Source organism: Gammaproteobacteria bacterium, from assembly GCA_029882975.1.
In the GTDB taxonomy this organism is placed as follows: domain Bacteria; phylum Pseudomonadota; class Gammaproteobacteria; order SZUA-152; family SZUA-152; genus JAJDNG01.
Genome location: JAOUJW010000001.1, coordinates 291,070 through 305,880 on the forward strand (window position 1 = coordinate 291,070; position 14,811 = coordinate 305,880).

The 14,811-nt window shown below is 49.3% G+C and carries 11 protein-coding genes; all 11 read left to right on the forward strand.

The annotated features are described in order from the left end of the window. Nucleotides 1–74: 74 nt before the first annotated feature. The 11 genes from OEY58_01295 to gltB all read left to right on the forward strand — a co-directional run bounded on the left by OEY58_01295 (nucleotide 75) and on the right by gltB (nucleotide 14,779). Nucleotides 75–1,136, forward strand: coding sequence for a pilus assembly protein PilM (locus OEY58_01295; GenBank protein MDH5324079.1), 1,062 nt, complete (start codon nucleotides 75–77; stop codon nucleotides 1,134–1,136). Beyond that, entirely contained in the window at nucleotides 1,136–1,714 is a 579-nt protein-coding gene (locus OEY58_01300) for a PilN domain-containing protein (protein MDH5324080.1), read from the forward strand. The genes OEY58_01295 and OEY58_01300 overlap by 1 nt, the downstream gene beginning before the upstream one ends. Next, nucleotides 1,711–2,343 (forward strand): type 4a pilus biogenesis protein PilO, encoded by a 633-nt coding sequence (gene pilO / locus OEY58_01305; GenBank protein MDH5324081.1) that lies wholly within the window; start codon nucleotides 1,711–1,713, stop codon nucleotides 2,341–2,343. The genes OEY58_01300 and pilO overlap by 4 nt, the downstream gene beginning before the upstream one ends. Nucleotides 2,344–2,361: 18 nt before the next feature. Then, the gene (locus OEY58_01310; GenBank protein ID MDH5324082.1) at nucleotides 2,362–2,883 is read left to right on the forward strand and encodes a pilus assembly protein PilP; all 522 of its coding nucleotides are present in this window, start codon (nucleotides 2,362–2,364) and stop codon (nucleotides 2,881–2,883) included. A gap of 133 nt (nucleotides 2,884–3,016) precedes the next feature. After that, on the forward strand, nucleotides 3,017–5,095 hold the full coding sequence (locus OEY58_01315) for a type IV pilus secretin PilQ (GenBank protein ID MDH5324083.1): 2,079 nt from the start codon (nucleotides 3,017–3,019) through the stop codon (nucleotides 5,093–5,095). A 123-nt stretch (nucleotides 5,096–5,218) separates the two neighbouring features. Further along, nucleotides 5,219–5,737 (forward strand): shikimate kinase AroK, encoded by a 519-nt coding sequence (aroK, locus tag OEY58_01320; GenBank protein ID MDH5324084.1) that lies wholly within the window; start codon nucleotides 5,219–5,221, stop codon nucleotides 5,735–5,737. Between the two features lie 8 nt (nucleotides 5,738–5,745). Further along, a complete protein-coding gene (gene aroB / locus OEY58_01325; protein MDH5324085.1) occupies nucleotides 5,746–6,834 on the forward strand; it encodes a 3-dehydroquinate synthase in 1,089 nt (362 codons plus the stop codon). Nucleotides 6,835–6,836: 2 nt separating this feature from the next. After that, entirely contained in the window at nucleotides 6,837–7,997 is a 1,161-nt protein-coding gene (locus tag OEY58_01330; GenBank protein MDH5324086.1) for a deoxyguanosinetriphosphate triphosphohydrolase, read from the forward strand. Between the two features lie 80 nt (nucleotides 7,998–8,077). After that, nucleotides 8,078–8,329 (forward strand): WGR domain-containing protein, encoded by a 252-nt coding sequence (locus OEY58_01335; protein MDH5324087.1) that lies wholly within the window; start codon nucleotides 8,078–8,080, stop codon nucleotides 8,327–8,329. A gap of 81 nt (nucleotides 8,330–8,410) precedes the next feature. Continuing rightward, nucleotides 8,411–9,958, forward strand: a complete 1,548-nt coding sequence (locus OEY58_01340; protein MDH5324088.1) for an AAA family ATPase — start codon at nucleotides 8,411–8,413, stop codon at nucleotides 9,956–9,958. A 363-nt stretch (nucleotides 9,959–10,321) separates the two neighbouring features. Beyond that, nucleotides 10,322–14,779 carry a glutamate synthase large subunit gene (gltB, locus tag OEY58_01345; protein ID MDH5324089.1) on the forward strand — a complete coding sequence of 1,486 codons (4,458 nt, stop codon included), beginning with the start codon at nucleotides 10,322–10,324 and terminating at the stop codon, nucleotides 14,777–14,779. Nucleotides 14,780–14,811: the final 32 nt, after the last annotated feature.

A 14,811-nucleotide genomic window follows, 5' to 3' on the forward strand; every position in this document is an offset into this window, starting at 1 on the left:
TTTAACCGATATACGCAATTAACTATCCTCTTTACTGAGTAGGTAATAACCAAACAGGAAAAAGTAGTGTGGGTATCTTCCAATTATTTGCACCTAAAAAAACCGCTTTAGTCGGACTGGACATCAGTTCAACAACCGTAAAATTGTTGGAGTTGAGTCAGAGCAGCAACGGTTACAGAGTGGAGGCATACGCAGCAGAGCCATTGCCGCCCAATTCTGTGGTGGAGAAGAATATCACAGATGTGGAGGCGATAGGAGAGGCCATACAACGGGCCGTGAAACGCTCGGGCACCCGGACTCGCACAGCCGCAGTGGCCGTTGCCGGCTCATCTGTGATCACCAAAATCATTACCATGCCCAACTTGAGTGATGATGAAATGGCCAGCCAGATAGAGCTGGAAGCGGACCAGTACATTCCGTACTCCTTGGAAGAAATAAACATGGATTTTGAAGTACTGGGTCCCAACGACAAAAACCCGGATACCGTCGACGTGCTACTGGCAGCGTCCCGCAGTGAGAACGTCGACTCTCGCGTAGCAGCGGTTGAGCTAGGCGGACTCACCGCCAAAGTGGTGGATATTGAAGCCTATACTGTAGAAAACAGCTTTCACCTTTTACAATCCCAGATCCCCAGTGGTTTGGACGATAATACGGTCGCCATCATCGATGTGGGTGCTACGATGACCACATTGAGCGTACTCCATGATGGCAAGATCATATACACTCGCGACCAAGTATTTGGCGGCAAGCAACTCACAGAAGAAATTCAAAGACGCTACGGTTTATCCTATGAGGAAGCCGGCATGGCCAAACGCCAAGGGGGCTTACCCGACAATTATGTTTCCGAAGTTCTGGAGCCCTTTAAAGAAGCAATGGCTCAACAGGTCAGCCGTTCCTTGCAGTTCTTTTTCTCTTCCAGCCACCATAACTCTGTTAACCACATCATCCTGGCCGGCGGCAGTGCGTCCATACCCGGAGTTGATGAACTCATTGAAGAACGGGTCGGCTCTCGCACCTCCATCGCGAACCCTTTCAGCCACATGTCACTGGCTCCCAGAGTGAAAGCGCAGGCGCTTAATAACGACGCCCCGGCTCTCATGATTGCCTGTGGACTAGCCTTAAGGAGCTTTGACTAATGCCACATATTAATCTGCTACCCTGGCGCGAAGCCCAGCGCGCAGAAAAACAAAGGCAGTTCGCTTCAATGGCGGCAGGCGGTGCTATGATAGCGATTTTAGGGGTGGTGCTGATTCATTTGCAATACGCAGGATTAATCGAAGGCCAAAAAGGGCGAAATGAATTTCTGAAAACCAATATCGCTGAAGTTGACAAGCAAATCAGTGAAATCAAATCACTAAAAGCAGATAAAAAAGCATTGTTAGCTCGCATGGAAGTCATACAGAAATTACAAACAAGCCGACCGGAAATCGTACACATATGGGAAGAAGTCGCCAAAGCCACTCCAAAAGGAGTACACCTTACCCGAACATCCCGTAAGAATAGAAGTTTGGCCCTTGAAGGTGAAGCAGACTCCCACGACAGCGTTTCCATTTTTATGCGCAATCTGGACGCATCGGCCTGGTTAACCAATCCCAAGCTGGAGATTATCCAAAGCGTCAAAGGTTCCAGCAAATTCAAATTGGCTTTAGAACAGGCAACACCGGAAACAGAGGCGGATAAAGCCAAAACTGGCAACCCAGGGAAAAAGTCATGAACATTTCTGACATCAATGATTTAGACTTTAACAATATTGGCATGTGGCCTTTGCCCGCCAAATTGGGCGCTATTGCCCTATTGAGCATCGGTATACTATTTGCCGGTTATTGGTTTGACACCAAAGAACAGGTTGCTGAACTGGACCGGGCGATTGCTGAGGAAAGCACCTTAAAAACCACCTTTGAACAAAAACAGGCTGTAGCTGCCAATCTTCAAGCCTACAAAGATCAAATGAAGGAGATGGAACGGTCCTTCGGCGCCTTGCTATTAAAGCTGCCCAGTAAAACCGAAATCGATGCTCTATTAGAAGATGTCACCCGCGTTGGCGTGGAAAGCGGTCTGACATTCACCCTATTTAAACCGGGCAGCGAAACACCCAAAGAATTTTATGCTGAATACCCTATTAACCTTAAGGTCACCGGATCTTACCATCAGCTTGGAAATTTTGTCAGCGGTGTTGCAGCTTTACCTCGAATCGTCACCATCCATGACTTTAGTATCGTGGACGGAAAAGTAAAAGGCGCTGCAGGTAATACCAGTCTGGCCATGGCGGTAACAGCCAATACCTATCGCTATCTGGACAAAGACGAAATTAAGAAAGCTAAAAAAACCAAATCTAAAAATTAGAATGAATTGATTGCAGCCATGAAACGTATGAAACGAACTTTGTTGAGTATAGGTATTGCCATTGGCTTAACGGCTTGCGGAGGCGAGGAGAATTCTGACCTGCATACGTATATCAAAGAAGTTAAAGCCAGAAAGCCGGGAAAAATAGAACCTATCCCAAAACCGCAACAAACACCGCCCTATATTTACCTGGAAGCGGAACTGCGGGATCCATACACTCCGATTATTCGTATAGTGGCGAGACCGGATAAACCCGTGCAAACACCACCCCCGGTACCCAAGCATGATCGTTTTCCCTTGGAAGATTACCCGCTTAATTCTTTGAAAATGGTGGGCAGTGTTGAGAAAAACGGTATCCGCTGGGCCTTAATACAAACCCAGGACGGCACCCTGGTTCGCACCAAGAAAAACGAATATATGGGACAAGACAACGGTAAAATTGTTCGAATTACTGAAGCCGAGGTGGAACTGCAGGAAATTGTGGATGATGGGCTGGGTGGCTGGGTTAAACGCCAAGCAATAATATCGGTTGCGGAGTAAACAAGACCATTGTCACTGATAATTTCGCAGAGGTTTGCGGGAATAGTGGAATCCAGAGTCGGTTAATGAGTAAAATGGAAATAACAATAAATGCCATTGCGTGCAACGCAAATGTAAATAAAGGTGCAAACTAATGGTTTTAAATTCTAGTCAGTCGAAATTAATCGCCGCATTGGCAATTTTTTTGTTCGGCTTCAGTAACTTAGCCTTGGCTGCCAACTCTCAGTTGACCAATATTTCGTTTCGCTCCATCACTGGCGATAAGGTCCAAGTCAAAATCTCATTCTCAGGTCAAGCCGTTGAACCGGGCAGCTTCACCATTAACAACCCAGCTCGAATCGCTTTGGACTTTCCTAATACATCCAGCGGCTTAGGCTGGAAAAACAAGAATATTGGCATTGGTTTCGCCAAAAGTATTACCGCAGTACAAGCCGGTAACCGCACCCGGGTCATCCTCAACCTGGTGCAGCTGGTTCCTTTTGAAACCAGTATTGACGGTCGCAACGTTATTATTACCCTGGCAGGCAGCCGAGCCGCTTCCAGCATTCCCAACGCAGCCAAATCCCAAGCATCCACGGTCGTTCCCGGAGATGATGCGGTTTTCTTGATTAAAAATATCGATTTTCGCCGCGGCTCCAAAGGCGAGGGCCGGGTTGTCGTTACCTTATCCGACTCCAATATTCCAGCCAGCACCGGGGAAACAGGCCGACAAATTTTTGTGGATTTCGGTAATGCTACCGTTGCCCAAGAACTGCAACAACGCCTGGATGTCACCGATTTCGCCACGCCTGTCGCGTTTATAGACACTACGCGTTCCGGTAACCGGGTACGTCTGGCCATTACGGCGCTGGGAGAGTATGAATACCTGGCTTACCAATCCGGCAACGTCTACACCGTAGAAGTGAAAAAACCGGAGAAAGTCGTTGATGAAGAAACCATCAAAGAAGGCGACAAATTCTCCGGAGAGCGCCTCTCTCTGAACTTTCAGGACATCGAAGTACGTGCCGTATTGGATCTGATCGCAGATATTACCCGCCTGAACATGGTTGCCAGTGATTCGGTAAAAGGCAACGTAACCCTACGACTGAACAATGTACCCTGGGATCAGGCCCTGGACATTGTTCTGAAGTCCAAAGGCCTGGATATGCGTCGTAACGGTAATGTTATTTTAGTGGCCCCGGCCCAAGAAATTGCCACACGAGAAAAAGCCGAACTGGAAGCGCGTAAACAAATCGAAAAACTGGAACCACTGCGCAGTGAGTTGATTCAGGTTAACTACGCTAAAGCCACTGACATGGCAACTTTGATCAAATCGCAAAAAGACTCCATATTGTCAGACCGCGGCAGCGCCTCTGTAGACCAGCGTACCAACACGATTATCGCCATAGATACTGCTGACCGATTAGAGGAAATGCGTAAGCTGGTAGCCAAACTGGATGTACCGGTGCGACAGGTTCTGATCGATTCGCGTATCGTCATCGCCAACAACACCTTTGCTCGTGACCTGGGGGTTCGTTGGGGAGCCACTGCGATCAACCCACACCGAATCCGATCGTCTACATCGGCGACCATTGCCGATGCGGACAACGCCATCATTAATCAAGACGTGGTACAACCCAATCTCAACGTCGCCCTACCGGCCTCACCCGCCGCCGGCGCACCAGGACGAATTGCCTTTGCCGTACTGGGCCAGAAAGCGTTGATCGATTTGGAATTGTCCGCGCTACAAACTGAGGGTCGCGGTGAAATTATTTCCAATCCGCGAGTTATTACGTCGGACCAGCAAAAAGCGACCATCAAACAGGGTCGGGAAATCGCCTATGCGGAAGCCTCTTCCAGCGGTGCCGCAGCCGTATCCTTTAAAGAGGCCGTTCTGTCTTTGGATGTCACGCCGCAAATTACACCGGATGACAATATTTTTCTGGATCTGCAAGTTAACCAGGATGACCTGAGTGGTGAAATCTTTGCCGGTGTCCCTGCGATCACCACCAAGGAAGTATCTACCAAAGTTTTGGTTGCCAATGGTGATACCATTGTTCTAGGCGGGGTATATGTGGAAAGAAATGTAGACTCCATAACACGAGTCCCCTTCTTCGGTGATATCCCCTTCCTGGGAGTGTTTTTCCGCAACACCAATACGCAGGACAGCAAAGAAGAGTTGCTGATTTTTGTCACCCCGAAAATCGTCAAAGAAAACCTGAAAGCCAAATAAAAACACGCAACAACCATAAAAAAAGGGAGGAATTATCCTCCCTTTTTTTATGCATTCTATAGTCGCACTCCCAATCTTATTTTTTCTCAGGCAAAATAGGCGTTTTAACTAAAGATCGGGAAAATGCCGCGAAACCTTATTTTTGTTGGTCCCATGGGCGCAGGAAAAACCACCATCGGCCGCATGGTGGCCAAACAACTCAAACGCCAATTTTACGACAGCGACCGAGAGATTGAGCGCCGCACCGGAGCATCCATTCCTTTGATCTTTGAACTGGAACAGGAACAAGGCTTTCGCTTGCGGGAACGCAGTGTTATCCAAGAACTAAGCCAAATGGACCGCATTGTTTTAGCCACAGGTGGTGGTGCCATTCTGGATGAGCAAAACCGCACCGCTCTAAGCCAAGGGGGGCATGTGTTTTATCTCAAAGCCTCCATCAACCATTTGCTGAATCGGACCTCCCGAGACAGCTCCCGGCCCTTACTGCAAACAGATAACCCGCGGCAAAAACTGGAAGAACTAATGCAAATACGCGAACCTCTGTATTGTGAAGTAGCCAATTCAATTATTACCACGGATACCTGTCCTGTTAGGAAAATTGTGGATAGAATCATTAAAATTGTAAAAAACCAGGATTTGTGAAAAGCCTTATGAAAACCCTGAATGTGGATCTGGGCGACAGAAGTTACCCCATTTATATCGGCAACGACTTGCTAACCCAACCGGAATTACTCAACCAGCATATACCCGGCGAGCAGGTGCTGCTGGTCAGCAACGAAACAGTGGCACCACTATACCTGGAACAAGTAAAACAAGGCCTGAGTGCGCACCAGACAGCGGAAGTGATTTTGCCGGATGGTGAACAATATAAGACTTTGGACAGCATCAATCGCATCTATGATGCGTTGTTAAACCGGCGTTTCGATCGCCAATGCACTTTGGTGGCCTTGGGCGGCGGTGTAGTGGGAGATATTACCGGTTTTGCAGCCGCCACCTACCAGCGCGGCGTCCATTTTGTGCAAATACCCACAACCCTGTTAGCGCAGGTGGATTCCTCCGTGGGCGGTAAAACCGGCGTTAACCACCCACTGGGCAAAAACATGATCGGTGCATTTTACCAACCCCGCTGTGTCATCGCCGACACCCGCACTCTGAACACGCTGGATGACAAACAGCTCAGTGCGGGCATGGCCGAGGTGATTAAATACGGACTGATTCGCGATGAAGCATTTTTTTCCTGGCTGGAAAATAACATGCCTGCCCTGTTGCAACGTGATGTTCACACTCTGTCGGAAGCCATAGAGTACTCCTGCCGCTGTAAAGCTGAAGTGGTTGCCGCTGACGAGCGTGAAGCCGGACAGCGAGCTCTACTGAATCTGGGCCACACCTTTGGTCACGCCATTGAATCGGGAATGGGCTATGGTAAATGGCTGCACGGCGAAGCGGTCGCCACTGGTATGCTCATGGCGGCAGACCTATCCCGGCGCAGTGGCTGGCTGGATCAGAACGACGTAAGCCGGATCGAGAACCTCCTCATCGCATCCAGACTTCCGGTCCACGCACCGGCGCTATCGAGTGAGCGTTTTATGGAATTGATGTCCATAGATAAAAAAGTCAAACAGGGAAAAATCAACCTGATACTGATGCATAAACTGGGACAGGCATTTGTTAGTAACGATTACAAACCTGAACTACTGCAACAAACCTTGGAGCAGTTTCCCCGGAAAAAGGTAGCATGATCATGCACACAGCAGCCGAGTACTCACCCCTGGCCGCCACTGACGCCAATACACGTGGCCGGCGTTTTGAGGAACCCGGCCCCAATAACCGTTCCCAGTTTCAACGAGACCGGGACCGCATCGTCCATTGTGCGGCCTTTCGGCGCTTGGAGTACAAAACCCAGGTGTTCGTGAATCATGAAGGAGACATGTTTCGTACCCGCCTGACTCATACCATAGAAGTGGCGCAAATCGGCCGAACATTGGCCAGGGCGCTCCGTATTAATGAAGACCTAACCGAAAGCATCGCCCTGGCCCACGACCTGGGACACACACCCTTTGGTCACGCCGGACAAGAATCACTCAACCACTGCATGCGTGAATACGGTGGTTTTGAACATAATATGCAATCCCTACGCATTGTGGATGAACTGGAAGAAAAATACGCTGAATTTAACGGTCTAAACCTGACGTTTGAAACCCGGGAGGGTATTCTGAAACATTGTTCTATCAAAAACGCCAAACAGTTGGGTGACGTAGGACTGCGTTTTTTGGAAAAAAGACAACCGGGGCTGGAAGCTCAAATCGCCAATATTGCTGACGAAATTGCTTATAACAACCATGATGTAGACGATGGCCTGCGTGCCGGAATGTTAAGCATAGAGCAATTACAAGCGGTTTCCTTATTCCAGGAACAATATGAGGAGGTTTCCCGGCGCTACCCCGACATTTCCGAACGACGAAAGATTCATGAGATTATTCGTCGTATGATCAACGCGCAAATCACGGACTTGTTGGTTTGTACGGAAAATGCATTAAAAACCCGAAACTTGGAAACACGGGAACGACTTTTGCAACTCAATGAACCAATTGTTCGTTTTTCCCCCACCATGCAGGAAAAAACGATTGAATTGAAACAATTTTTACGTAAAAACCTTTACCGACATTACCGTGTTCATAGAATGAGCAAAAAAGCCAACCATATCATCAGCAGCCTGTTTTCCGCTTTTATGGAGGATACCCAGCTACTTCCACCGGAACCCTTAACCAGTGTGGTACTACTCAATGCTCAATCAGGCGAAGCCGGTAAAGCTCGCGCCATTGCCGACTATATTGCCGGAATGACGGACCGATACGCTATCAATGAACATCAGCGTATCTTTCATCCCACACGCCTCACTTAAGTGGGTCGCCAAACCGAGGGATTGGGAATATGGCATGGAAACGATTTGACGTCTGGACATTCAGCGGCGAGGACCGGTAAATGCGCATCTATTTGCAAACTCGTGCCGAACCGGACAAAGCCCCGCGCTTCTATCATATCTGGTTGCAGCAGGATTTGATCGAAGGCTGGACTCTGGTCACCGAATCCGGTCAGCAAGGGTCGTCGGGGCGGGTGAGCAGGCGCCATTTTCAACATTGGGAAGAAGCTGAACAAGCCATGCAGGATTGCCGCGATCGACAAATTAACCGCGGCTATACGGTGGTGTTTGTGCAAGGCCAGGAACGCCGATGAAGATTTGTATTACTGTTCTCTACCGGGGAACAAAGCATAATGAAATATAACATTTTGAAACTAGTGTATATAATGTAAGTTATGAGTGAACCTGAGTACGACAACCGCAATTCTCCCTCCTATTTGGCTCACTACGCCATGACTCGTGCCCCGTTTTCCACCAAGCATGAAGCGGACATGATTTACCCTGAGCCTTCGCGGACTCAACGTCTGGATATCCTCATGCATTTGACCCAATACAGCAATGAAATGTTATTGGTTACGGGCCCAGAGGGCATAGGCAAAACCACCCTGATGCATCAGTTCCTGGACAAGGCACACGATTCTTGGAAGATTTGTTCTGTCGACGCCTACCCTATGATGGACAACGATAGAATGATCCAACATATCGCCAGGGGATTCGGTTTCACACTGGATAACAGTACACGTACCAAATTTGAAAAACTATCACACCAATTGGAATTGCAACTGGCCGGAACCCAAACCGTGGTTGTTGTGGTGGACAATGCCCATACTCTGACAACACGCACACTGGGCCTACTCACCAGTATCTCAAAGATTCACAATGCCAAATCGGCAGCCAATATTCGGGTCATACTATTTTGTGAACCCCAGATTAAGATCCAGTTTGCATCCAGCGACATGGAAAAACACAAACAAAGTGATATCCGCAAGATCGATTTACCGCCGTTTACGGAACAACATACCCGAGGGTTACTGTTACATCGCACCAAGGTAGCCGGACTCAACTCCGAAAATACCTTCACCGATGCTGCCGTTGCCAAGCTTTATAAGCAATCCGATGGCCTTCCCGGCGTTATTGTTGACCTGGCTCATCGTGTTTTATTTGAGATGACCCCCATAAAACGCAGGGTAAAACCCAAACTGGGGCAAAGAAAGGGATCCAGCAAAAGCACTCTGGGGGTCGCTGTGGGAGTTTTGGTATTCATCATTTTACTGCTGATCATTTTGTTTCAAAATGAACTCAATGCCTTGTATCTGTCCCATTTGAGTCGCTCGCCCAATCCCCCGGAGTTATCCCAAGCAAAATCTTCCGTACAACCGCTACGCCCCCAATCGGCAACCCCCAAAGAGCCTAAGGCGCAAAACGCCGAAGCCGTTCCATCGACTATAGTTTCTGCATCAAAAGTTTCTCCATCGAACGTTCCTACGTCTAATACTTCTGAAACAGATACTGCCCTTTCTACGACGAACACCTCTGAAACCACCCTTTCCACCACTGTGGCCACAGGATCTCAGGTACAGATTGCTCAGAATATCTCAATAGCTCCAATGACTGAGGACAAGCGATTCCCCAATAGTGAACAATGGTTGATGCAGCAAAACCCCGATGCCTTTACCCTGCAACTATTAGCTGGATACGAAAAAAGAACCATTGATAAATTTCTCAACCAAAATGACTTGCCTTCCACCAAACTGGCTTATTACCAGAGCACAAACCGGGGAAAGCATTGGCACAGCCTGGTCTTTGGCCTCTACCCCGACTACCGCAGTGCAACTCACGCTGTGGCCCAATTACCCGAACCACTGCAACACGCCAAACCCTGGATTCGGCAGCTAAAAAACATCCAAAAAGACATCCGTTTAGCTAGAGACAACAAGTTTTAAACAATTTCAGCAATAACCCTTGCGGGCACACGTTGAACCCTCCCTCCCAGCCAAGTATAATTTGCAGCCATTTGCCTGAATATCCGAGGAAAGTTTCAGCCAATCCAGCTGACATCCCCAGGGAAATCATGTAAGCTTTTGATTTATAAAGCCGTCCCTAAGTATTCAAGCTGTGGCAAAAGAATTCTGAAAAAACAGCGTAGTTACGGCTCGATTTAACAGCTGACGGCTCACCCCCAGCTGACATTGCCGCTACGCGTATTTCGATTCTGCTTCCTTACTATTAGACCGACCGTTGAATTAAGTCGGCACGGGGGAAGTCTGTGATTAACAACAATTTATTTCATAGAAAACAAGAAAGTGATGGTATCCGTGAACACTGATCGAAGCATGTACAGACCCGAGTTTGAAAAAGACAATTGCGGTTTTGGGTTGATTGTTCAAATGGACAACAATCCCAGTCACTGGTTGGTGAAAACTGCCATTGGCGCTCTGACCCGCTTGACCCACCGGGGTGCGATTGCCGCCGATGGTAAAACCGGTGACGGTTGTGGTTTATTGCTGAAAAAACCGGATACCTTCCTACGACAAGTAGCGACACAAAATTCTTTTGCGCTAAAGGATTTGTATGCCGTTGGCATGATTTTTCTGAACCCGGACAATACTCTGGCTCAGCAGGCGCGATCACGACTGGAAGCGGAGCTGCAACAAGAAGGTTTGGAAGTTTTAGGCTGGCGCCAGGTACCCACCGATGCGTCCGCCTGTGGCGAAGAAGCTCTGAACAGTTTGCCGCAAATCGAGCAAATTTTTGTCAACGCCCCCGATGGCATGGATGAAACCACCTTTGAACGGCATTTATATATCGGGCGTCGACGTGCGGAAAAAGCGCTGATGGATGCAGACGCCACTTTTTATGTCCCCAGCTTATCCAGCCGAGTAGTCTCCTACAAAGGTTTGGTAATGCCGGAAAACCTGCCCATTTTCTATCAGGATCTCAATGATCCTGTGTTGGAATCATCCTTATGCGTATTCCATCAACGCTTTTCCACCAATACCTGGCCCCAATGGCGTCTGGCACAACCGTTTCGTTATTTGGCTCACAACGGAGAAATTAACACCATACAAGGCAACCGTTATTGGTCCGTTGCCCGAGGCCACAAATTTGAATCACCGCACATACCGATGCAAGATGTGCGTCCCCTGGTTTCCATGACCGGTTCGGACTCCAACTCTTTGGATAATATGCTGGAAGCTCTTTTGGCTGGAGGTATGGATATATTCCGCGCCATGCGTCTACTTATTCCGCCCGCCTGGCAAAATATGAGCAACATGGATCCGGAATTGCGTGCTTTTTATGAATACAACTCAATGCACATGGAACCCTGGGACGGCCCGGCCGGGATTGTGTTGACAGACGGCGAACACGCCGCCTGCACCATGGACCGCAACGGCCTGCGTCCGGCACGCTGGGTCATCACCAAAGATCGTCATATGACCCTGGCTTCGGAAATCGGCGTATATAACTATGAACCCGGAGATGTGGTGCAAAAAGGCCGCTTAAAACCCGGTGAGATGATCGCTGTCAACACTCGTACCGGTGAGCTGCTGCTACCGCAGAATATTGATCAGTATTTAAAATCGCAACACCCATACAAGCAATGGTTGGCTGAAAATGCCAAACACATTGAATCGGTACTGGACGATCGTTCCAGCATCATCGTTCCCATGAAAAAAGATAAGCTGCAAGTGGCACAAAAACTTTTCAATGTCAGCTTTGAAGAACGTGATCAGGTAATACGGGTTCTAGCCGAAGGCGGTCAGGAAGCCGTGGGCAGTATGGGTGACGACACGCCCTTGCCGGTATTGTCACGCCACATTCGCTCGCCCTATGATTATTTCCGACAACAATTTGCCCAGGTAACCAATCCGCCCATTGATCCCCTGCGCGAGCAAATCGTCATGTCCCTGGCCACGTGTTTAGGGCGCGAACAAAACATGTTTGAACACAGCGCCAAGCACGCCAAGCGGGTACTGATAGACTCCCCGGTATTGTCTACCAGCAAGTTCAATCGATTGCTGGAACTCGGCGACGATTATGCATACGAAAAAATCAATTTAAACTTCCCTGCCTCAGGCACACTGGAAGAGGCGATTGTGGCTATTTGTCGCCAAGCAGTTGAAGCTGTTACCGGCGGCAAAGTCATGTTGGTCTTATCCGACCGCGATTTTAGCCAGGACAGTGTTCCGGTACATGCCTTACTGGCTACCGGTGCCGTTCACCACGAACTGATTAAACAAGGCTTACGCTGTGACGCCAATATCATCGTGGAAACCGGCACAGCCAGAGACCCGCATCATTTTGCCGTACTGCTGGGTTATGGTGCCACTGCCATTTACCCATACTTGGCTTACGAGTGCATTATGAGCTTGCAGATCTCCGGGGAAATCGAGGAACGCAACAGTATCCATTTAATGCGCAATTACCGTAAGGGCATCAATAAAGGTCTGTATAAAATCACCTCGAAAATGGGAATCTCCACCATCAGCAGCTATCGGGGCGCACAATTGTTCGAATCCGTCGGCCTTAGCGACAAAGTGGTCGCATTGTGTTTTCGCGGCACCACCAACCGTCTCCAAGGTGCCGGGTTTGAGGATCTGGAACAAGATCAACGCCAATTGGCGAAACACGCCTGGAACCCGCGCAAAGCCATTACCCAAGGCGGCTTGCTAAAATACGTACACAATGGCGAGGACCATGCTTTCAACCCGGATGTCGTCAAAGCCATACAGACTGCTGTGGCCAGCGGTTCCTATGAAGACTACCGCACCTTTACCGACATGGTGAATCAACGACCGGTGTTGGCGTTTAGAGATATGTTTGGCCTCAGCAACACCACACCCATATCCATAGACGAAGTGGAACCCGAAGAGGAGATTTTGAAACGCTTCGACTCTGCGGCCATGTCCCTGGGCGCATTATCACCCGAGGCACATAAAACGCTGGCCGAAGCCATGAATCGCTTGGGTGGTCGCTCCAATTCCGGAGAAGGCGGCGAAGACCCCAGCCGTTATAACTCCATAGAGCGCTCCAAAATCAAACAAGTGGCTTCAGGTCGCTTTGGTGTCACACCGGCGTATTTGCGTAATGCCGAAGTCATGCAGATCAAGATCGCCCAAGGCGCCAAACCCGGCGAAGGTGGGCAACTTCCCGGCACTAAGGTCAACGATTTGATTGCGGAATTGCGTTATTGCAAACCCGGTGTAGCGCTCATATCGCCTCCACCACATCACGATATTTACTCCATCGAAGATTTGGCACAGCTGATTTTTGATCTGAAACAGGTCAACCCTGAAGGCTTGGTATCAGTGAAACTGGTGGCCGAAGCCGGTGTGGGCACGATTGCCGCCGGTGTTGCTAAAGCCTACGCGGATTTAATCACTATTTCCGGCCATGACGGTGGTACGGGCGCCAGCCCCCTAACATCTGTGCGCTACGCCGGCAGCCCCTGGGAACTGGGGTTGACGGAAACCCATCAGATCCTGCGTCAAAACAATTTACGTGACAAAGTGCGACTGCAAACAGACGGTGGCTTGAAAACCGGACTGGACGTTATCAAAGCAGCGATGTTTGGCGCCGAAAGTTTCGGCTTCGGTACCGTACCCATGGTGTCCATGGGTTGTAAATACCTGCGCATCTGTCACTTAAACAACTGCGCCACCGGAGTTGCCACCCAAGACAATGTGTTACGCATGGAACACTTCACCGGTAATGTGGAAAAAGTCATGAACTACTTCCGCTTTGTTGCCCGGGATGTGCGCGAATTGTTAGCGCAACTGGGAGTTCGTCGCTTGACAGACATTATTGGGCGCACCGATTTATTGCAGATCAAAGACGCTCAAACCCAAAAGCAGCAGCGCTTGGATTTAAGCCCCCTGTTGGCTAATAAAAACATTACCGATAAACCACAGTATTGCCAGGAACCGCACAATGCGCCCTTTGACAAGGGTGAGTTAGCTGAGCAAATGGTAAAAGAAACCCTGCCCAGCATTGAAGCCATGAGTGGCGGTGAATTCAGTTACGAGGTTAACAACACCAATCGCTCCATTGGCGCACGCCTATCCGGGGAAATCGCCTTGCGTCATGGCAATCTGGGCATGGAAGAAAAACCCATCCATCTGAGCTTGAGCGGCACCGCCGGCCAAAGTTTTGGCGTCTGGAATGCCGGTGGTTTACACATGACTTTGGTGGGTGATGCCAATGACTATGTGGGCAAAGGCATGGCCGGAGGTAAACTGGTGATTCGGCCACCGGAGAACAGCGCATTTAAGAGTCACGAAACCACCATTATCGGCAACACCTGTCTTTACGGCGCCACTGGAGGTAAGCTGTTTGCGGCAGGTACCGCCGGCGAACGTTTTGCGGTGCGCAACTCCGGCGCCATTGCTGTCGTTGAAGGCGTGGGTGACCACGGCTGTGAATACATGACCGGCGGCATCATTACGGTATTGGGCAGCTGTGGCGTTAACTTCGGTGCGGGCATGACCGGGGGCATGGCCTTTGTGTTAGACGAAGACAACACCTTTGTCGATCGCTACAACCATGAACTCATTGATATCCACCGTATAGCCCCGGAGTCCATGGAAGCCTATCGTCATTATTTGTTGGAATTGATCAGAGAATTTACCGCCGAGACCGGCAGCGCCCGCGGGCAGGAAATTCTCAACGACTTTTCCGGCTGGGCATCCAAGTTCTGGCTGGTTAAGCCCAAAGCTGCCGACCTTCCTTCCCTATTGGATGACCTGAGACGCATGGCCGCTTAGGACAAAATACAACTAACAAGCAAGTAAACCGT